Annotated in this window: 17 protein-coding genes and 2 rRNA genes; 4 read left to right on the top strand and 15 right to left on the bottom strand. The window is 35.0% G+C overall.

The genetic code is table 11. From position 1 onward, the window contains the following. Positions 1-8 precede the first annotated feature (8 nt). The 12 genes from ACZ5B9_RS02000 to recG form a co-directional block, all read right to left on the bottom strand. Positions 9-2,914, bottom strand: a 23S ribosomal RNA gene (locus tag ACZ5B9_RS02000). A gap of 115 nt (positions 2,915-3,029) precedes the next feature. Then, positions 3,030-4,541: ribosomal RNA gene (locus ACZ5B9_RS01995) — 16S ribosomal RNA — on the bottom strand. Together the 16S and 23S rRNA genes form the textbook arrangement of a ribosomal RNA operon. A 682-nt stretch (positions 4,542-5,223) precedes the next feature. Beyond that, on the bottom strand, positions 5,224-5,754 hold the full coding sequence (locus ACZ5B9_RS01990; RefSeq protein WP_036070020.1) for an adenine phosphoribosyltransferase: 531 nt from the start codon (positions 5,752-5,754) through the stop codon (positions 5,224-5,226). A 176-nt stretch (positions 5,755-5,930) separates the two neighbouring features. Continuing rightward, on the bottom strand, positions 5,931-6,383 hold the full coding sequence (locus ACZ5B9_RS01985; protein ID WP_021768489.1) for an NUDIX domain-containing protein: 453 nt from the start codon (positions 6,381-6,383) through the stop codon (positions 5,931-5,933). 9 nt (positions 6,384-6,392) lie between these two features. Then, on the bottom strand, positions 6,393-7,682 hold the full coding sequence (locus ACZ5B9_RS01980; protein WP_464423135.1) for a hemolysin family protein: 1,290 nt from the start codon (positions 7,680-7,682) through the stop codon (positions 6,393-6,395). Positions 7,683-7,736: 54 nt separating this feature from the next. Next, positions 7,737-8,210 carry an acetyl-CoA carboxylase biotin carboxyl carrier protein gene (gene accB, locus ACZ5B9_RS01975; RefSeq protein WP_021768487.1) on the bottom strand — a complete coding sequence of 158 codons (474 nt, stop codon included), beginning with the start codon at positions 8,208-8,210 and terminating at the stop codon, positions 7,737-7,739. Between the two features lie 36 nt (positions 8,211-8,246). Further along, complete coding sequence (gene folD, locus ACZ5B9_RS01970; protein ID WP_464423134.1) at positions 8,247-9,140, bottom strand: bifunctional methylenetetrahydrofolate dehydrogenase/methenyltetrahydrofolate cyclohydrolase FolD; 894 nt, start codon at positions 9,138-9,140, stop codon at positions 8,247-8,249. A gap of 11 nt (positions 9,141-9,151) precedes the next feature. Further along, on the bottom strand, positions 9,152-9,808 hold the full coding sequence (locus ACZ5B9_RS01965; RefSeq protein ID WP_071123790.1) for a redox-sensing transcriptional repressor Rex: 657 nt from the start codon (positions 9,806-9,808) through the stop codon (positions 9,152-9,154). 46 nt (positions 9,809-9,854) lie between these two features. Beyond that, a complete protein-coding gene (gene fmt / locus ACZ5B9_RS01960; RefSeq protein ID WP_464423133.1) occupies positions 9,855-10,814 on the bottom strand; it encodes a methionyl-tRNA formyltransferase in 960 nt (319 codons plus the stop codon). Between the two features lie 25 nt (positions 10,815-10,839). Continuing rightward, the gene (def, locus tag ACZ5B9_RS01955; RefSeq protein ID WP_464423132.1) at positions 10,840-11,355 is read right to left on the bottom strand and encodes a peptide deformylase; all 516 of its coding nucleotides are present in this window, start codon (positions 11,353-11,355) and stop codon (positions 10,840-10,842) included. 100 nt (positions 11,356-11,455) lie between these two features. Next, positions 11,456-12,340, bottom strand: a complete 885-nt coding sequence (locus ACZ5B9_RS01950) for a DMT family transporter (protein WP_464423131.1) — start codon at positions 12,338-12,340, stop codon at positions 11,456-11,458. Positions 12,341-12,361: 21 nt separating this feature from the next. Beyond that, positions 12,362-14,428, bottom strand: a complete 2,067-nt coding sequence (gene recG, locus ACZ5B9_RS01945; RefSeq protein ID WP_464423130.1) for an ATP-dependent DNA helicase RecG — start codon at positions 14,426-14,428, stop codon at positions 12,362-12,364. 336 nt (positions 14,429-14,764) lie between these two features. Here recG and ACZ5B9_RS01940 point away from each other — a divergent pair, with 336 nt between their 5' ends. From ACZ5B9_RS01940 to ACZ5B9_RS01930, 3 genes are all read left to right on the top strand, one after another. Continuing rightward, a complete protein-coding gene (locus ACZ5B9_RS01940; protein ID WP_464423129.1) occupies positions 14,765-15,655 on the top strand; it encodes an alpha/beta fold hydrolase in 891 nt (296 codons plus the stop codon). A gap of 95 nt (positions 15,656-15,750) precedes the next feature. Further along, on the top strand, positions 15,751-16,782 hold the full coding sequence (mreB, locus tag ACZ5B9_RS01935; RefSeq protein WP_021768479.1) for a rod shape-determining protein: 1,032 nt from the start codon (positions 15,751-15,753) through the stop codon (positions 16,780-16,782). Positions 16,783-16,820: 38 nt separating this feature from the next. Beyond that, on the top strand, positions 16,821-17,774 hold the full coding sequence (locus tag ACZ5B9_RS01930; protein WP_464423128.1) for an ATPase: 954 nt from the start codon (positions 16,821-16,823) through the stop codon (positions 17,772-17,774). A 70-nt stretch (positions 17,775-17,844) separates the two neighbouring features. Here the strand turns inward: ACZ5B9_RS01930 and ACZ5B9_RS01925 are convergent, their stop codons facing one another. Further along, positions 17,845-18,711: an AraC family transcriptional regulator gene (locus tag ACZ5B9_RS01925; protein ID WP_464423127.1), complete on the bottom strand. Its 867-nt coding sequence runs from the start codon at positions 18,709-18,711 to the stop codon at positions 17,845-17,847. Positions 18,712-18,790: 79 nt separating this feature from the next. Further along, positions 18,791-19,609 (bottom strand): Cof-type HAD-IIB family hydrolase, encoded by an 819-nt coding sequence (locus ACZ5B9_RS01920; protein WP_464423126.1) that lies wholly within the window; start codon positions 19,607-19,609, stop codon positions 18,791-18,793. A gap of 677 nt (positions 19,610-20,286) precedes the next feature. On the opposite strand from ACZ5B9_RS01920, the gene ACZ5B9_RS01915 reads away from it, so the two are divergent. After that, positions 20,287-20,475, top strand: a complete 189-nt coding sequence (locus tag ACZ5B9_RS01915) for a hypothetical protein (RefSeq protein WP_021769780.1) — start codon at positions 20,287-20,289, stop codon at positions 20,473-20,475. Between the two features lie 194 nt (positions 20,476-20,669). Here the strand turns inward: ACZ5B9_RS01915 and ACZ5B9_RS01910 are convergent, their stop codons facing one another. Further along, positions 20,670-21,383, bottom strand: a complete 714-nt coding sequence (locus ACZ5B9_RS01910; RefSeq protein WP_021769782.1) for an ABC transporter ATP-binding protein — start codon at positions 21,381-21,383, stop codon at positions 20,670-20,672. Positions 21,384-21,392 lie beyond the last annotated feature (9 nt).

Below are 21,392 nucleotides of genomic sequence, written 5' to 3'. Positions count from 1 at the left end.
AAAGATTAACTAAAAAGCAGATGTAATATTAGTACCAGTCAGCTGAACGCATTGCTGCGCTTACACCCCTGGCCTATCAACCATGTGTTCTCCATGGATACTGCGAATACTCATCTCAAAGTCGGCTTCTCGCTTAGATGCTTTCAGCGATTATCCGTTCCAGACGTGACTACCCAGCCATGCCACTGGCGTGACAACTGGTACATCAGAGGTCTGTCCAACCCGGTCCTCTCGTACTAAGGTCAGATCTTTTCAGTATTCAGGCGCCTGCAGTGGATAGGGACCGAACTGTCTCACGACGTTCTGAACCCAGCTCGCGTGCCTCTTTAATGGGCGAACAGCCCAACCCTTGGGACCTTCTCCAGCCCCAGGATGAGACGAGCCGACATCGAGGTGCCAAACACTTCCGTCGATATGGACTCTTGGGAAGTATCAGCCTGTTATCCCCGGGGTAGCTTTTATCCGTTGAGCGACGGTCCTTCCATACGGAACCGCCGGATCACTAACTCCCACTTTCGTGCCTGCTCGACCCGTCAGTCTTGCAGTCAAGCTCCCTTATGCGTTTGCACTCTTAGGCTGATTTCCATCCAGCCTGAGGGAACCTTTGAACGCCTCCGTTACTCTTTGGGAGGCGACCGCCCCAGTCAAACTGCCCATCTAGCACTGTCTCCGTTACCGGATTAGAATTTCAACGGCATATGGTTGGTATTCCAACGGCGACTCGGCTGAAACTGACGCCTCAGCTTCACAGTCTCCCAACTATCCTATACACACACAGCCAAAACCCAATGCCAAACTACAGTAAAGCTCCACGGGGTCTTTCCGTCCTACTGCAGGTAGCCGGTATCTTCACCGGCATTACAACTTCACCAGGTCTCCAGCCAAGACAGCTCCCAAATCATTTCACCATTCGTGCAGGTCGGAACTTACCCGACAAGGAATTTCGCTACCTTAGGACCGTTATAGTTACGGCCGCCGTTCACCGGGGCTTCAATTCGGAGCTCTCACTCCTCCTCTTAACCTTCCGGCACTGGGCAGGTGTCAGCCCATATACGTCGCCTTTCAGCTTAGCATAGACCTGTGTTTTTGGTAAACAGTTGCTTGGGACTCTTCACTGCGGCCTGTTTCCCCTTGAGGCGTTTCTCCTCTCAGGTATATCAGGCACCCCTTCTCCCGAAGTTACGGGGCTATTTTGCAGAGTTCCTTAGCTAGAGTTATCCTGTCGGCCTTAAGTTTCTCACTCTGTCCACCTGTGTCGGTTTACAGTACGGGCACTACTTCTCATCGATAGAAGTTTTTCCCGGCAGTGTAGGATCTGTGACTTATGCCAATGCACTTCCCCGTCAGGTCTCACATTTAGACACGCGGATTTTCCTGCGTGTCCATGCTACGCCCTTAGAAAGACTATTCCGTCAGTCTTCTCACATACCTTCCTGCGTCACTCCGTCTCTCAAGCGATAATAGTGGTACAGGAATATTAACCTGTTTTCCATTCGCCATCACAATTTTGCTTATGCTTAGGTCCCGACTTCCCCAGGGCGGACAAACCTTCCCCTGGAAACCTTGGACTTCCGGCCGGCGGGATTCTCGCCCGCCTTCTCGCTACTCATTCCTGCATTCTCACTTCTGATACCTCCAGAATGGCCTTGCGGCATTCCTTCAACGGCCTACAGAACGCTCTCCTACCAGGCGTGCAGGCACGCCTCCGCAGCTTCGGTTTATGTCTTAGCCCCGTTACATCTTCGGCGCAGATACTCTCGACCAGTGAGCTATTACGCACTCTTTTAAGGCATGGCTGCTTCTAAGCCAACCTCCTGGTTGTCTGTGAATATCCACCTCCTTTCCCACTTAGACATAATTAGGGACCTTAGCTGGCGGTCTGGGCTGTTCCCCTCTCGTCCGCGGACCTTGTCATCCGCGGACTCACTCCTGACTATTAATATATGGTATTCGAAGTTTGCTTGATTTCGGTAAGCAGTACGCCCCCTAGACCATACAGAGCTCTACCCCCACATATCTTAACGTCAAGGCTGCACCTAAATGCATTTCGGAGAGAACGAGCTATCTCCTAGTTCGATTGGCTTTTCACCCCTAGACCTGCCTCATCTCCCAACTTTTCAACGGCGGTGAGTTCGGCCCTCCACTGAGTCTTACCTCAGCTTCAGCCTGGACAGGCCTAGATCACTAGGTTTCGCGTCTATGACTAGCGACTTGACGCCCTGTTAAGACTCGGTTTCCCTTCGGCTCCGCTTTATTAACCTTGCCACTAATCATAACTCGCAGGATGATTAACCAAAATCCACGCAGTCACACATAAAGTGCTCCTACCGTTTGTAAGCACACGGTTTCAAATTCTATTTCACTCCCTTGCTCAGGGTTCTTTTCACCTTTCCCTCACGGTACTCTTCACTATCGGTCAACAGCAGTATTTAGCCTTGCGTGATATGGTCCACGCTGATTCACGCCAGATTCCTCGTGCCTGACGCTACTCGGGTGCTTCCAGTCACTATATGTATTTTATGTTCTACAGGACTATCACCTTCTTTGGTTCAGCTTCCCAGCTGATTCTACTTACATACATACAGCTTAAACATTATGACAATCCGTTGATGGAAGTCCCACAACCCCGTGCCAGCAATGCTGTCCGCTTGGCACTGGCACGGTTTAGGCTTTTCCCCGTTCGCTCGCCGCTACTTAGGGAATCGTTTTTACTTTCTTTTCCTCCCGTTACTTAGATGTTTCAGTTCACGGGCTTACCGTTTTCACGCATGCCCTCCAGGCATGCAGGTTTTCCCATTCGGAAATCCGGGGATTAACGATTATGTGCATCTTCTCCCGGCTTATCGCAGCTTATCACGTCCTTCATCGGCTGTTGTTGCCTAGGCATCCTCCGTGTGCCCTTGTTAGCTTTTTATCCAGAATAACTTTTACTCCAGTTTCATTGTAATCTTTTACCTACTATTCATTTCCCATTGTCCTAAAGACTATAAAGATATACGAAGAAGCAGTGTAATGAATTAACTCCTTAGAAAGGAGGTGATCCATCCGCACCTTCCGGTACGGATACCTTGTTACGACTTCACCCCAATCACTGTCCACACCTTAGATGCCTTCCTCCTTGCGGTTAGACCGGCAGCTTCAGGTGCAGACAACTCTCGTGGTGTGACGGGCGGTGTGTACAAGACCCGAGAACGTATTCACCGCAGCATTGCTGATCTGCGATTACTAGCGATTCCAGCTTCATGAAGTCGAGTTGCAGACTTCAATCCGAACTTGGACCGGCTTTAAAGATTCGCTTGGCGTTGCCGCCTTGCAGCTCTCTGTACCGGCCATTGTAGCACGTGTGTAGCCCAGATCATAAGGGGCATGATGACTTGACGTCATCCCCACCTTCCTCCTGCTCTTCGCAGGCAGTCTCGCCAGAGTCCCCAACTTAATGATGGCAACTAACGATAGGGGTTGCGCTCGTTGCGGGACTTAACCCAACATCTCACGACACGAGCTGTCGACAGCCATGCACCACCTGTCTCTACGTTCCCGAAGGCACTGCCTGTTCTCACAGGCATCCGTAGGATGTCAAGATCTGGTAAGGTTCCTCGCGTTGCGTCGAATTAAACCACATGCTCCACCGCTTGTGCGGGTCCCCGTCAATTCCTTTGAGTTTCAGCCTTGCGGCCGTACTCCCCAGGCGGATTACTTATCGCATTTGCTTCGGCACGGACACTCTTCATGCCCACACCCAGTAATCATCGTTTACGGCTGGGACTACCAGGGTATCTAATCCTGTTCGCTCCCCCAGCTTTCGCACTTCAGCGTCAGTTGCCGTCCAGTGAACTATCTTCATCATCGGCATTCCTGCACATATCTACGAATTTCACCTCTACTCGTGCAGTTCCGTCCACCTCTCCAGCACTCTAGCCAAACAGTTTCCAGGGCAGGCTTGCGGTTGAGCCGCAAGTTTTCACCCCAGACTTGTCTGGCCGCCTAGATGCCCTTTATGCCCAATAATTCCGGATAACGCTTGCGACATACGTATTACCGCGGCTGCTGGCACGTATTTAGCCGTCGCTTCTTCTGCAGGTACCGTCACTTTCTTCTTCCCTGCTGAAAGCACTTTACAATCCGAAAACCTTCTTCGTGCACACAGAATTGCTGGATCAGGGTTGCCCCCATTGTCCAATATTCCCCACTGCTGCCTCCCGTAGGAGTAAGGGCCGTATCTCAGTCCCCTTGTGGCCGTTCACCCTCTCAGGCCGGCTACCTATCATCGCCTTGGTGAGCCGTCACCTCACCAACAAGCTAATAGGACGCAAAGCTCTCCCGCAGCATCTCTTTTCATTGCCAGGCACATGCGTGCCGGCAACTGTATCAGGTGTTATCAGTCGTTTCCGTCTGTTATCCCTGTCTGCAGGGCAAGTTCTTTACGCGTTACTCACCCGTCCGCCTTGGCTAGCCTGTGCAAGCACAGATTTGCCAAAGACTTGCATGTGTTAAGCATTCTGTCAGCGTTCATCCTGAGCCAGGATCAAACTCTTCATTCAATATATTTTACATATATTTAAGTTTCACCTTTATCTTGACGAGAATCTTGTTTTACAACAAGAGCTCTTGACTATTATTTATCTTTTACACATTATTGCTTCTTCTATTCCTATCTCAATTGTCCTGCGACACGATTTCGTATCGACAGGATATATATTATCATAACTGAATTTATTTGTCAACTACTTTTTTTCAAAAAATTTGTGTTTTTGAATATTTTTATTCGTAGTCTATTTTTTATTTCTTAGAAAGTGCTTTAAAATTCAATTTTAATTTGTATTCTGTGAAATATTTTATTAGAAAAGTCTGAAAACTTAAAATTTCTATTATTATCTATATAGTAAAACTTCTTTAATTTTACACTAAAAAGTTATAATTATTTTGCTCATTCTTTAAATTTATATAATTTTTAGTAGTTTAATTTAAAATAGATTTAAGTATGTTTTTTTTATTACCTAAAAATGTGTAATAGTTTTTATTTTCAATGAATTGTTAAAATTTTATTATTTTGATAGTTGTCAAATAAGCTTTTTAGATATATAGTAAATAGGTTTTAAAATTGGAATTATGAATTGTATCTTTTATTTTAATATTTTTTAATTTTCTTTGTTTCAAAATTAAGTGTACAATAAAAAGGAATTTTTCCAATTAATATAACTTGAAAATAATTCCTTTTATAAATTAATATTTTAATTGCGAGTAAACTTCATAACCTTTAAGAAAATCCCTGCCTCCTAAATCAGACAATTCTATCATAAAAGCTAATTCATATACTTCTGCTTCTAGTTTTTCTACCAGCTGAGCCATAGCTTTGGCTGTTCCTCCTGTAGCTAGCAAATCATCCACTATTAATATTTTTGAACCTTTTCCAAAGGCATCCTTGTGAATTTCAATGCTATTTTTTCCGTATTCTAATGAATATTCTACACTTTCCACTTCTGCTGGTAATTTTCCAGGTTTTCTTGCAGGAACAAAACCTGCTCCAATATTATAAGCTATTGCAGCTCCGAAAATAAAGCCTCTTGCGTCAGCTCCTACCACGTAGTCTATTCCTTTATCTTTATATCTATCTGTGAAATCTTTTATAACAATTTCTAATCCTTCTTTATCTTTTAATGCTGTTGTAATATCTCTAAAAATTACTCCTTTTTCAGGAAAATCCTTTACTGAACGGATTAATTTTTCTATTTTTTCTTTTTCTTCTATTTTCATTTTCTCTTTTTCCTCTTTTCTAAAATTAATAGCGATATATTTATTATTAGACAAATCTAAAAATATTATCACATTTTACCTGTTTAAAATTCAATCGCTCCACGTTATCCTAATTTTTAGGATTTAAATGTTTGATTAAGCTTTTTTTGTAATAAACTAACTAATATTTACAATCTTTAATCATTCCATAAACTTCCTAAATAAGTTTCTATTTTTTGGGCGTTCATTAATTTTAACAAATTTTCTTTGATGTCTGGATAAATTATCATCGTTTGTAACTCCTCTTTTGTTACAAATTTTAAATCTGTGAGAATAGCTTCTTCTCCTAATTTAATAACATCATTATTCTTGTTAATTCGGTGTATTTTAAAAAATAAATTTAAAATGTGGCGTTCTTTATTAGGAAATATTGTTTCTGAAAGAAATAAAAATTCATCGACTTCTATGTCCATATTTGTTTCTTCCTTGTATTCTCGTATTAAAGCTTCTTTTGCAGTTTCACCCCAGTCGTTTCCTCCACCAGGAATAAGCCAATATTTTTTATTATTTTTATAATGCTGAATTAATAGAATTTTATTATCTTCTATGAGAATGCCTGCCACACGTATTCGTGGTCTGATTTCTTCCATTTTCTCTCCTTATTTTTCTTTTTCTTCTTCCTGCTCAATAATAATCGCCCTTACTCTTTCGACACGCTTATTATCCATATCTGTAACTTTTAATATAAAATTTTTATCCTTTACCTGATCAAAAACATCGGCAACTTTCCCTAATTTATCTTGGATATATCCTGAAATAGTATCATATTCCTCAGACAAGGGAATTTCTATTTCCAATTTATTGTTTACTTCTTCAATAGGTGTATCTCCTTTTATATCAAATATTTTTTCACGAATTTGCTGAATATTTTCTTCTTCCTGATCAAATTCATCTCTTATTTCTCCCACAATTTCCTCCAGCAAGTCTTCAATCGTTACAATTCCCTGCGTTCCGCCATATTCGTCAATAACTATTGCCATATGAAGCTGCTTTAACTTAAATTCTTCTAGCAGCTCAATCAACGATTTTGTAATGGGAACAAAGTAGGCTTCTTTCATGAAATCCTTTATTGGAGGGTTTTCTCCAGTTTGCTTATCATAACGTAGTAAATCTTTCATATGAACTGTTCCTACAATTTTATCAATTGTTTCAGTGTAAATAGGAATACGTGTGAAACCTTGATCTAGAATTTCATTCCATACATCGTCAATCTTGCTTTCTGCTTCAAGTGCAAACACATCTCTTCGAGGTGTAAGTATCTCTTTGACTGTTGTTTCAGAAAATTCAAAAATACTGGTAATCATCTCCTCTTCGCCTTCTTCAAACACACCGCTTTCTGTCCCGGCCTTTAAAAATGTCAAAATTTCATCTTCTGTTATTTCAAACATTTGATCTTTTACTTTTATCTTAAATAATCCGACAATAAACCTTGAAATATATATAAATAGCCTTATTAATGGTTTTAGTGCAATTCGCAATGCATTTAATGGAATTATTAAAGTTTTGGAAACACCGTAAATATTATTTCTGGCTATTAATCTTGGAATCATTTCAGAAAATAAAAGAATAGAAATAATTAACACAAAAAACGAAATTCCGATATAAAGATTGTCTTTATATAGTTTTTTTATTAAATAAGTTCCTGAAAAAACCATAGATGAATATGTGATTGTTTTTATAAATAACAATGTCGTAAGTAATTCATTTGGATTTTCAAGCCAAAATTTTAACAATTCACTTTCTTTCGTTTTCTCCTTTTCCTTTGAATCACTTTTCAAATGAATTTGCTTTAACGATGATAATGCTGATTCAGCCGCAGATAGAAACGATGTAAGAAACAGCAAAACCAATAATAGAATAACATCTAACAAAATCCTCTTCTCTTCCAAATTTATCCCTTCTTTATTTTTCAAATTTATAAATTTAAACTTAAATATTTAATTTTATTCAATAATCATCAATGTTTGTCCTTTTTTTATACCGTCTTTATCTTTTACCAATATTTTTTTCACTTTTCCTGAAACTGTTGATTTTACTTCATTCATAAGTTTCATTGCTTCAACAATACAAAGTGTTTGTCCTTCTGTTACAGAATCTCCTTCCTTTACGAATGGACCAGCTGTTGGAGATGGTGAGGCATAAAAAGTTCCAACCATCGGGGAAGTAATTTTTGTTCCTGAAATTTCTTCAGGAGTGGCTACTGTTTCAACTGATACAGCTACTTCCTGCGTTTCTGCTTCTTGTTGAACATTTGCCGCTACAGGTTGAGCCATTGTACTGCTAAAAATAACATTTCTTTCTTTTCTTTTTTTTGTTAATGAAACTTCAAAATTGTTATCCTCGTACTTTACTGACTCAATTTTATTTTCATTCATACTTTCAGCTAATTTTTCAATAAATTTAATTTTATCTCTCATTAGTTTTTCTCTCTTTCCTTTTATTTAATAATTTTATTATTTATCTATTTTTTGTTTATAAGATTTGAATGTGTTTTTTATTAACATTGCTATTGTCATTGGACCAACACCGCCAGGAACTGGAGTTATAAATGAGGCTTTTTTAGAAACTTCCTCAAAGTCCACATCCCCACACAATTTTCCATCCACACGATTTATTCCAACATCGATTACAACAACATCTTCTTTTACATCTATTGCCTTTATCAATTTTGGAGAACCTGCAGCTGCTACAACTACATCAGCTTTTTGTAACTTTTCAGACAGATTTTTTGTTTTTGAATTACATACCTGAACTGTTGCACGTTTTTTTATAAGTAAAAGTGTCATTGGTTTTCCTACGATATTGCTTTGTCCAATTACAAGGACATCTTTTCCTTCCAGATCAATGTTGTATTCCTCAAACATGTGAACTACTCCAGCTGGTGTGCAAGGTAAAAATCCTGTTTCATCTCCAATCATCATTTTTCCAATATTTGTTGTGTGAAACCCGTCCACATCCTTTTCGGCTGAAATTGCATTTATAATTTTCAATCCGTCAATATATTTTGGAATCGGCAATTGCACCAAAATTCCATCTATATTGCTATTATTATTCAATTTTTCAATTTCCAAAAGTAAATTTTCTTCTGTAATGTTTTCATCAAGCCTAATTGTTTCAGAATGAAATCCTACTTTTTCACATGCTCTTATTTTATTTCTTACATAAATTTGCGAAGCGGGATTTTCTCCTACTATAATTACTGCAAGTCCAGCTTTTCTTCCAACTTTTTTTTCCAGCTCACTATGCTCCTTTTCAATTTCTTTCAAAACCTTTTCTGAAAGTGCCTTTCCGTCAATTATAGTCATAGCTTTTACCACTAAGTCAGTTCTAGCAGTATCTCCTTTCATTTTTATATTTTTTAATTTGTATTATTTAGTCTCCAAAAATTTAATTCCTGTAATTTTGCAGAAATATCCATATCTACAACTCTAACTTTCTCATTTAGTTCCAATTTGTAAGTAGTCATATTAAGTATCGCACAAATTCCATTTTTTACAAGCCCTTCCGCAGCGATTTGTGCCTGCTCCTTTACAACTGCCAAAATAGCTGTGTCTATCTTTATATTAAACTCTTTTTTCATATTTTTTATAAATTCATCAACATTTTGTATATCCTGAACGATTAAATTATTAGCAGTCGTTTTTCCAATTTTATTCTTATCCTTATCAAATATTCCAACAATTTTAAATCCTTCACCTAGAACATCAAGATTTGAGGAAATCATTTCTCCCATTTTACCATGTCCTACAATTATAACATGATTAATTTTATCAATTCCTAGAATTTTTGTAATAATTTCTATCAAATTATCAATATCATAGCCTTTTCCTCGGACACCAAACTCGCCAAATGTAGATAAATCCTTACGTACCTGAGCAGAAGTGGTGTTCATAATTTTAGCAAGCTCGATTGAATTTATTTCATTATCCTGTTTTCTAGCTTCTTTTAGAATAGATAAATATTCTGTCAATCTTTGTACAACTCTTTCAGAAATTTCCATTTTTTTTAACTTCATATTTCCTCCTATGAAAATTAGAAAATTATAGCCTAGCCTTCTATTCTTATTTTGAACTAGAATTGCTATACAATAATTTTTCTCCAATTACCATTTTACGTCCATTAATAATATCTACTCCCTTTTGAAGTTTTTTCCCTTCAAATTTTGCCTCCAAAATCAATATTCCCCCATTTGCAACTTTTACAACAGGCCCTTTTTTATTGATAATTTCAACAATTGTACCATTTTCTATTTCATCTTCATATTTTTTTTCAATTTTTTCACTTTTGTAAATTTTTATGTTTTCACCTTTTTCGTTGGAAGTATGTGCCGATGGAAATGGGTTTAATCCTCGAATCTGATTGTAAATAACTTCTTTTGTGTTATTCCAGTCGATTTTTGCCTGCTCCTTTGTAATCGGCTTTACTAAAGTGGCTTTGCTATCATCCTGCTTTTCTGCCTGAACTTCACCATTTTCAATCAGTTTCAACGCTTTTTCAAGTCCAGACGCTCCCAAATCCTTCAATTTATCATGCAGAGTCCCAAGCGTATCATCTTCTGTAATTTCACAATATTCCTTTAAAATCACATCTCCAGAATCAAGCCCTTCCTCAATATACATTATACTCACGCCTGTTTCTGTATCTCCGTTTAAAATAGCAGAATGAATAGGCGAAGCTCCTCTGTATTTCGGTAAAAGTGAAGAATGCACATTTATTATCCCGTATTTTGGAATATCAATTATTTCTTTTGGCAAAATTTTCCCATAAGCCACAACCACGATTAAATCAGGATTTATTTCCTTAATTTTGTTTATAACCTCTTCATCCTTCATTTTTTTTGGCTGAACGATTTCAACATCATTGTCAATTCCAAACTGTTTTACGGGAGAAAATATAATTTTATTTCCTCTGGCATTTACTTTATCCTCTTTTGTAAAAATAAGCTGTAAATCCGTATTTTTAAATACAACTTCCAAACTTGGTGTTGCAAATTCTGGCGTTCCCATAAATATTGTCTTCATTTAATTTCTCACTTTCCTGACTTTATTAGTCCAAGTCCCTGTAAATTCTGCCTTTTGCAAAATCTTTCTTTAGAACATCTAATTTTTTAGCAACTAATCTTTTATTCATAACCGAGAGTTTATCTGTAAACAGGATTCCTTCTATGTGATCAAATTCGTGCTGAAATGCCCTAGCCCACATTTCGTCCATTTCTTCAACGACTTCTTCCCCATTTTCATTCAAATATTTCACTTTAATTTTCGCAGGACGGTTTACTTTTTTGTAAATTCCTGGAATGCTCAAGCATCCTTCCTCCATATCTGCAATTTCCTCAGAAAACTCCAAAATTTCTGGATTAATAACTTTTTTTACAATTCCCTCGTGTTCCAGCACAAAAAATCTTTTGGCAATATCCACCTGATTTGCAGCAAGTCCCACTCCATTGGCTTTTCTCATAAGAGCAACCATTTCATCTAAAATTTCTCTTATATTATCATCAACTACGTCGACTTTTTCTGATTTTTCACGTAAAGTTGGATGTCCATATAAAACTATTTTCATTTTTATTTTTTCTCTCCTTATTAAACTCATTATTACCCATTTTATTTTATCATATTATTTGATAAATTTTAATACAAAACATCAATTAATTTTTTATTTATTATTTCTCAATTTTCTTAAATCCCAATTTTGTTTCCGATACAAGTACCGCAAAAAGTACCAATCCAGCCCCAGCTGCCACTCTAAATGATAACCTCTCACTTAATATAAAAAATGCAAAAAGTGGTGCAAAAAGCGATTCTGTTGACATTAATACTGAAGCTCTTGTGGAAGTTGTATATTTTTGACAGAATGTCTGTAATACTGTTGGTATTGCCGTTGAGAAGATTGTTAAATAAATTATCGCAATCAGCATCATTCCTGTAGGCTTTTGAATTTTGCTCGTATCTGAAAAGATAAAAATATTTGCCACAAACAATATTCCCGCTACAAACATCTGCATAACAACAAGTTTTAAAGGCTCAATTTTTTTGCTGAAATACCCATTCGTAGCAATCTGCCCTGCAAAAAATACTGCACTTATAATTGTCAAAATATCGCCAAAATTAAGATTTGCAATATTCATCTTCCTATCAAAACTTATCACAGCAACTCCCATTACACAAATAAACGAAGCCAGAAATGCAAAAATATCAGGACGCTTTTTGTGCAAAAACCAAAAAATATAAGGCACAATTATAACGTTTATCGAAGTAAAGAAGGCATTTTTACTAGCAGTCGTGAGCATTGCCCCATAAGTTTGAAAAGCGTATCCAAAAAATTGAAAAATTCCAACTATTAATCCAGCAAGAACATCATTTTTTTTGAATTTTCCAACTCTTCTAGAGAAAATCCCATAAAGAATAAGCCCTCCCACAAGAAATCTAACCGCTGATAAATAAAACGGATCAACTCCTGTATTCAGCCCAATCTTCACAAATACAAACCCAAGTCCCCAAAATATCCCTACAAAAAGCAGCCCAAAATCTGCTAAATACTGTTTCACAAAACTTCTCCTTACTATACTTTAATCTGCATTATTAAAAAACTTCTTATAAATATCCATTTTCAAAAATTCATTTTCTATTTTTCCATCATTCTTTTCTAGATATTCCATTACAAAATCACGTACAAATTTGATTTCCTTCACATTTTTTACAATGTCCGTAAAAAGCATGTCAGACACTCCACTTTGTCTTGTTCCCAATATTTCTCCTGAATTACGTAACTTTAAGTCTTCTTCGGCGATTTTGAATCCATCTGTTGTTTCTTCCATAACTTCCAGTCTTTTTGTTGAAATTTCATTTGTTGTTTCGGATTCTAAAAAGCAGTAGGACTGGTATTTTCCACGGCCAACTCTTCCACGTAGCTGATGAAGTGAAGAAAGTCCAAATCTTTGAGCGTCACGGATTACCATAATTGAGGCATTTGGAACATTTACTCCGACTTCGATTACTGTTGTGGAAACTAGAATGTCAAGTTCGTGATTTTTAAACTGTTCCATGACTTTCTGCTTTTCCTTGTAAGTTTGCCGTCCGTGCATAAGTCCGATTTTTCTATTTGGAAAAATTGAAATGTATTCTTCGTATGTTTCCTGTGCCGATTTTACATTCAGGCTCTCACTTTCCTCAATTAATGGTGACACTATGTATACTTGCCGTCCATCTTTCATTTTCTTTTCCATAAAGTTATACATTTTTTGTCTGTCAATTTCATTTTGTATCCATTTTGTCTTAATTGGACTTCTTCCAGCAGGCAACTCGTCAATAATCGAAACATCCAAATCTCCATAAATTGTAAGCGCAAGTGAACGTGGAATCGGAGTGGCACTCATAACAATTAAATTGGCAAGATTTCCCTTATCACGTAAAAGTTTTCGCTGTGTTACCCCAAACCTGTGCTGTTCATCAATTACAATTAGCCCAAGATTTTTGAAAATTACATTGTCCTCGATTAGAGAATGTGTTCCAATTACAATGTCAACAAGTCCTTCTTTTATCTCATTTAGCAGTTTTTCCTTTTTCTTTCCCTTCACGCTTCCAGTCAAAAGCTCCACTCGTATGTCAAGATTCATAAATTCATCTACAATTCCTAGATAATGCTGTGTAGCAAGAATTTCTGTTGGTGCCATAATTACACCTTGATAATTGTTTTCAACCATATAAAGAAGCATTATAAATGAAACAATCGTCTTTCCAGAACCAACGTCCCCCTGAATCAGCCTATTTACAATCTTTCCAGCCTTTAATTCAGAATAAATCTCCTTTATTACACGCTTCTGCGCTTTTGTCAAATCATAATCCAGACCCTTTATAAATTTGCTCACAAGACTTTTGTTGTCCTCAAGTTTGTAAATATTCTTATTTGCCTTGTCTACACTAAAACGATTTTGCAAAATCCCCATTTCCAGAAGCAAAATTTCCTCCAGCATAAATCTTTTTCGTGCTTTGCTTTGTTTTTCCTCATTTTCTGGAAAATGAATATTTAAGACTGCCTCTTTTCTTCCGAGCAGCTTCTCCTTCTGCAAAAATTCCTTTGGCAGATTTTCCTGTAACAAATATCCGTAATCCATCAAGGCATTTTCCATAACTTTTCTGATTGCCTGTTGTCTAAGTGACTCTGTAGATGGATAAATAGGTAATATCTGCTTTTGTTCCTGCATATCAAAACCAGCCTGCTTGATTTTTTTATACTCAGGATTCACAAGCTGAAATTTTACAGTCTTTCTCACTTTCCCGTAAACTGTAATCTCATCACCAATATGAATCCCATTTTTCACAAACCTATTATTAAACCACACAAGCTCAATCATCCCGCTATCATCACTTAAAACCGCCCTAAACATAGTTCTCCCAGCTTTTATATACTGATTAGCCACATTCACAATTGTCCCTTGTAAAATCACAAATTCATCCGCCAGAATTTCCGCAATTTTCTTATGATTACTTCTATTCTCATAAGCCCTCGGGAAAAAATAAAGCAAGTCATAAAGTGTAAAAACTCCCAATTTTCTAAATTTCGGAATATTTGTTTTTGTAACTCCTTTTATTTTCACATTTTCCAAATTTTCATAAAGCAAGTTATATGTTTTCATATCTATTTCCGCCTTATTTTAATATCTCCAAACCAAAAACAATTAATAAATAAAATAATTTTTATGTTTGAATTTTAATAATATTTTTCAATGTTTGTGTTTTTTATTACTGTTTCTTCTATACCATTACTAATAATAATACCACAATTTATGGAAATTTTCCATATTTTGAAAAATAAATAAAAAATTCAAATTAGATATGTTGTTATTTCTTCACTTCTTTCAAAAAAATTTGTAATTGCAAAAAAAATAATATTATATTATAATGGATGTGTATGTTTATTTAACATTAATAAAAAATCGAGATTTTATAATATTTTTTGAGAAAGGAAAATAATGGAAAAACAGTATTTTAAAAGTTTTGATAATAAAAAAATTCCTTATTTATTTTTTGAATCAAAAAGAGAAAAATATAAAAACAATGTTGTGATATTTCACGGAATGATGGAGCCTGTCGATAGATATACTGAATTTGGGGATTTTTTAGCTTCAAATGGATACAATGTGTTTGTTATGGAAATTCGAGGACATGGTGAATTGAAAGAGGATGAAGTTGGAGATTTTGGAAAAAACGGAATAAAAGCTGTCTTTAAAGATATTGACAATTTTTTTGCAAACATTTTGAGTAAAGTTGGAGCAACTCCAAGTAATACAACAATTTTGGGACATAGCATGGGTGCCCTTATTGGAATGCAGTGGGGAATAAAAAATAAATACAAATACTTCATTTTATCAGCTTTCCCTTTAAAAAATCAATTATCAGCCGTTGGTGGAAACCTTGCCACTCTTTTGGAAAGAATTATTTTTAGAAAAATTTCTGCATTTAACAAAATTTTTGAAAAATGGAATTCAGCATTTGAGCCAAATACAACTAAATTTGACTGGTTAACAAGAGATGAGACTGAAAATAAAAAATATGAAGATGACGAACTTTGCGGTTATCCTGTCACACCAAAGTTTTTTTCTGGAATTTTTTCTATGATGGGATTTATCAACAGAAATTACAAAAAATTAGACGAGCATGCAAAAATACTAGCCATTTATGGAACTGAGGACAAAGTAGTTGATATTCCATATATTAGTAAAATTTTTAATACATTAAGAAAGAAAAAAAGAAGAATAAATATTCTTGAAAACAAAAACGGGCGGCATGAATCGCTTAATGAAACAAATAAGCACGAAATTTATGATGAAATTTTAAAATGGCTAAATGCAAAAGATTTTTAATTTATACCAAAAAATTTAAAAAATTTACAAAAAATAATAAATTTTTATCAAAAAGTATGATATAATTAAGAAAGTTAATTTTAATAGGAGGAAAAATGGGAGCATTTGATTTTGTAAAAATATTTAGAGTAAATAAAAGTATCTCAATAGATTTGGGAACTGCAAATATATTGATTTATGATAAACAAAGAAAAAAAATAGTCTTAAACGAGCCATCTGTGGTTGCAAGAGATAGAAAAACTGGAAAATTAATTGCAGTTGGAAGAGAAGCTAGGGAAATGTTAGGAAAAACTCCTGACAGCATTCAAGCTATCAAACCTTTACAAGATGGAGTTATTGCCGACATCGACTCAACAAAGGAAATGATTACATACTTTATCCACAAAATTTATGGAAATTCATTATTCAAACCAGAAGTTATGATCTGTGTACCAATTGAAGTAACAAGTGTGGAAAGAAAAGCATTGTTTGATGCAGTAAAAGGTGCTAAAAAGACATATATTATTGAAGAAGGAAGAGCCGCTATTATCGGTTCAGGCGTAAATATTTCACAACCTGAAGGAAGTATGGTAATTGATATAGGTGGAGGTTCTACTGACATTGCAATTCTTTCTCTTGATGAAATTATTGCAAGTAAATCAATCAGAATTGCTGGAAATAAATTTGATGAAGATATCGTAAAATATGTAAAAAGAAAATACAACTTGTTAATTGGAGACAGAACTGCTGAAAAAATTAAAAAAGAAATGGCAACAGCAATAAAGCTACAGTCGCCTGAAGTTATGGAAATAAAAGGTAGAGACTTGGAATCTGGTATTCCTAACACAGTAGAAATTAATGCAAATGAAATTTACGAAGCAATTGAAGATTCTTTATTCCAAATTGTAAACTCTACAAAAGAAGTTCTTGAAAAATGCCCACCTGAATTGGCAGCCGACATTTTAGATAACGGAATTGTAATGACTGGTGGAGGTTCATTGATCCAAAACTTTGTTGACATGATGGAAAAAGAAGTTGGAATCAAAGTATTCTTATCTCCAAACCCATTGGACTCAGTAGTTTTAGGTGGAGGAGCTGCATTTGATAACAAAAAATTATTAAGAACTCTTCAAATGAAAGAAAATTAATATTTGTTGTTGATTAAAAAAAGAGAAAATGAGAAAAAATGAAATTACAGGAAATAACAGAAAAATTTAAGAACGAAATAAATCAAGATAAAATAAGTGCAAGTTACCTCTTTTACGGTGATAAAAGAGTTGACTTGCTTTCTTATGCACTAATGTTTTCAAAAATGATTATGACAAAGAATGTACAGAATGATGCTGAAAAAGAGAAAATAGAACGGCTTATTGACAATTTTCAGCATCCTGATATTGAAACAATAAATAAAAATAATGAAAACATAAAAATTGACGAAGTGCGGGAAATCATCTATTCATCAATAGAATCTTCGTTTAACTCGCCAAAAAAAATATTTATTCTATGCGGAATCGAAAATTTACGAAAAGAAGCTTCAAACGCACTTTTAAAAATCTTGGAAGAGCCGCCACAAAACGTATATTTTATACTTCTTTCAAGAACATTAAACATCATTTCCACAATAAAATCCCGTACAATCAAATTTCATCTATCTGGAATGAACAACGACGAACTGGGAGTAAGCAAGGAAATCTACTATTTCTTTGATGGAAATGAAAACGATATTTTAGAATTTAAAAGACAAAATCTCTCACTTGATAATATTCAGTTTCAAATTAATACTGTGGAAGATATTTTACAAATTATTTTTGAAATGAAAAATTACACAACTGGAGAACTGGCTACAAAAAATAATCTAGATTTGACGATAAAATATAATAAAAGTATTGAATTGTTATCACATCGAATACGTTTCTGGGATATCGAAAATGTATATTTTTTTATAAACGAAATCGAAAGTGAACTAAAAAAGGAAAAGGAATTTCTGATAAATTTCCTTTCAAAAATTATTATAACTGTAAAACATTCTGTGGAAGCAGAAGATTTGAAAAACTTGATAAATTTGAAAAACAGCATTAGGAGTAATGTAAATGTAAAAAGTGTTATTTTTAACTTTTTTGATATTTTACAAAATTCTTGAAAAAAAATTAATAAAGAGAAAATGGGAAATAAACTGTACAGGTAGAATATCTCCCATTTTTTTATTCAAATTAATTCTTATCTTTTACTATCGGAACCCAAAGTTCCATTTCATAGTCAGGATTATACATATCTCCTTCACTATAAACTTCAAAATCAGGCATTCCAGCGTGTCTATAACCTTGTTCTGGAAAAAATGTCCCTGTCACATATTTCCATCCTTCGTGAATGCAATTTGGAACAATTCCTTTCAATTTTACTACAGCATATTCAGCTTCAGGGACTTCAAGAATGCTTAGCCCTAAATCTTTTGCCTTGTCAATATTTTGAGCATCATATCCAGCCATATAGCTTACTGTATACTTGCTTTCACAATTTCTCTTTTCGTTTTTCTCGATTTCGTAGCATGCTCCATAACTTTGTCCATTTCCTAAGCTTTCCAATTTTTCTTCAGATACTTTTTTAAAAAGTTTGTCCCAGACATTAGGAAAATCGCCACCTTCTTTAATTCTTTCTGTCAAGCCTGCAACTTTAAAAGCCGATTTTTTCATAATTTTGATGTCCATGTTTTTTCCTCCTTCAACGCTTAAAGATAATCTTATAGGAGAAAAAATTTGAAACGCACTTCCTTTTCTGACTTCCTTTGGCGTATGCCCATGAAATTTTTTGAATGCCAAGGAAAATGAATCTTGAGATTCATAACCGTATTTAAAGGCTATTTCTATTATCTTTTCATCGCTTTCACGTAAATCTATCGCAGCACAGCTCAACTTTCTAAAGCGAATATACTCGCTTAACGGATAATCCACCATAATTGAGAACATTCTGCTAAACAGCGGATATGAATATCCAGAAAGCAATGCAAACTTTCTCTCGTCAATTCTGTCAGTCAAGGTCTCTTCGATATATTTCATCGTTTCATTAAATGCCTTAATCATATATTTTTCCTCCTTACATTAAAAGTATATATGATTTTTCGACTTTTTTCCCAATAATTCCTGTACAAATTTTATAGTTTTAAAATTCAAAAAACTCCTCAATTGTAGTTTTCAATCCATGCTCCACATTTGATGTTGAAATAAATTTAGCTATTTCCTTAATTTCAGGAATTGCATTTTCTACAGCTACAGGCATTCCCACGTACTCCAGCAACGGCTTATCGTTGGCACTGTCACCAACTGCAATCATTTCATCAGGTTTTATATTTTCAATTTCTCCCAATTTTTTCAATGTTTTTCCTTTATCCACATTTTTGTTGGCAATTTCTAGGAAGATTGGTTTTGAGATGGCGATAAAATAATCGTTTCCGTGAACTTTATTCATGTGTTCCTGAGCAATCAATACTTCTTCTGGCTTTCCAATAATCATACATTTTGTAGTTTTATCAATTCCTTTTTTCTCCAAGTCTTCAAGTGTATCGAATTTTTGAAATTTCATCTTGCATTGATCGGCTTCATACATTACTCCATCTGTCGCTTCAGTTCCATAAATCGTATCTCCAACGTACAAAATCATCGGAACATTTATTTCCTTTGAAACTTTATAAACGTTTTCAATATCCTTTTTTTCAAGCCCTTCGTGAAAAATTACTTCATTTGTCTTCATATCAATTAATTCTCCACCGTTAAATGCCAAGACATAACCTTCATACTTATCCATTTGAAGCTCTTTTGCATACTCAAGCATCGCATAACTTGGTCTTCCGCTCGCAAGTACAAATTTAACTCCTTTTTCCCTCTGAACTTTAATAATCGCCTCAACATTTTCCTTTGTTATCCCATGCTCCTCATCAAGCAATGTTCCATCCATATCAGTCGCAATCAATTTATAATTCATAAAATCCTCTCACTTTCTTTATTTATAATAATTTTATTCAAATTTTTTTCCGTAGTTGCTCAGTTCGTCGACAATCTTATCATTGTGTTATTTTCATCATATTTTCCCCAAAATGAAAAACTGGCACTTTATATCGATGTTATACTTGATATTATACAGGAAATAATGTGGAATGTCTATATAAGTAGAAATTTCTTAAAAAACTAAATTAAAACGTAACTTCTTAATATTCTTACATAAGGTATTGATTTTTAAATTTTTTTGAAGTAAAATTATTATAGGATAGGTTATCTAAAAATTTAGTAAGAAGGAAGGTCTAAATTATGAGAAAATTTATTTTAGGAAGTGTTGCTTTTTCAGAAATAACGGAACAGGAAGCTGACAGCTTTTTTTCTCCAAAGACACAAGTCTATATTTCAAATCAGAAGGACTGATTTTTTGGACAATATCCAGATGATTTTGATGGAGAAAACACTAAATGGGAAAAACATAATTATTTTATCTATGTTCTTCCAGTTGGAAAAAAATATAAAATTGCCTGTACTCCTTTTGAAGAAGTTACTTCTTATGATAAAGAAGGGTATCCTACATTAACTTATACAACAACAACAGGATATGTTGTAAAAAGTAGAAAAAATGAGAAAATACCTGCAGCATCTTCATATAATTATAATATTATGTTTATAGAGATGCGTACTGGTACGGAAATAAAAAATGGGAAAAAATACGAAAGGGATAGTTATCAAATTCTTTCAGAAAGTGAATTAAATGCTCTATTAAAATCTAAAAATGCAAAAAGACTTGATCCTGCTACAGAAAAAAATACCAAAGCATGGCTAGATTGGCTATTACATAACACTAATTAATACTATTAGTTGAATAAAATATCAAGACTCTTGTTAGTAAATTAATATAATTTTATTTCTTAAAAGAGTTCACTCTACTGCGAGAAATCCCAGTTTTTTTTCTATCAAAACTTATCCAAAATAAAAAACCATCCCAAAAAGCTAAAAAACTTTTCAAGACAGTTTTCAAAAACAAATATTCTAATTTTTTATTTTTATCCTCCAAGATAAGCCTTTTTAATCTCAGGATTTGTAAGCAATTCCTTCCCTGTTCCTTCCAGAATGATTTTTCCAGTTTCCAGAACGTAGCCTCTGTCTGCAATTGATAGTGCCATATTGGCATTTTGCTCTACTAACAGCACTGTTACATTTTCTTCTTTATTAATTCTTACAATTATGTTGAAAATTTCCTGCACTAATAATGGTGCTAGTCCCATTGACGGCTCATCTAGCAATAGTAGTGAAGGATTTGACATTAAGGCTCTTGCCATTGCCAACATTTGTTGTTCTCCTCCACTCATTGTTCCTGCCAGCTGTTTTTTACGTTCGGCAAGTCGTGGAAACAGCGAGAACATATGTTCCATATCTTTTTTTATTTGGTCTGTATCATTTCTCGTAAATGCTCCCATTTCCAAGTTTTCCAATACAGTCAATTCTGTAAAGATTCTACGTCCTTCCGGCACGTGTGCCATTCCACGGCTGACAAGCTTGTAAGCATCTATATTGGTCACATTTTCTCCACTTAAGGAAATTTCTCCTGATTTTATTGGTACAAGCCCTGAAATAGCGTGAAGTGTGGAGGTTTTTCCCGCACCATTTGCACCAATTAGAGAAACAATTTCACCTTTTTTTATCTGAAATGAAATGTTTTTTATAGCGTGAATTCCGCCATAATATACATTTAAATCATTTACATTTAAAATATTCACTTTTCCTCC

It is taken from the genome of Leptotrichia sp. SK-5 (assembly GCF_055387215.1).
The sequence above is the reverse complement of the archived record's forward strand: the minus strand, read 5'-3'. Positions and strand labels throughout refer to the sequence as shown.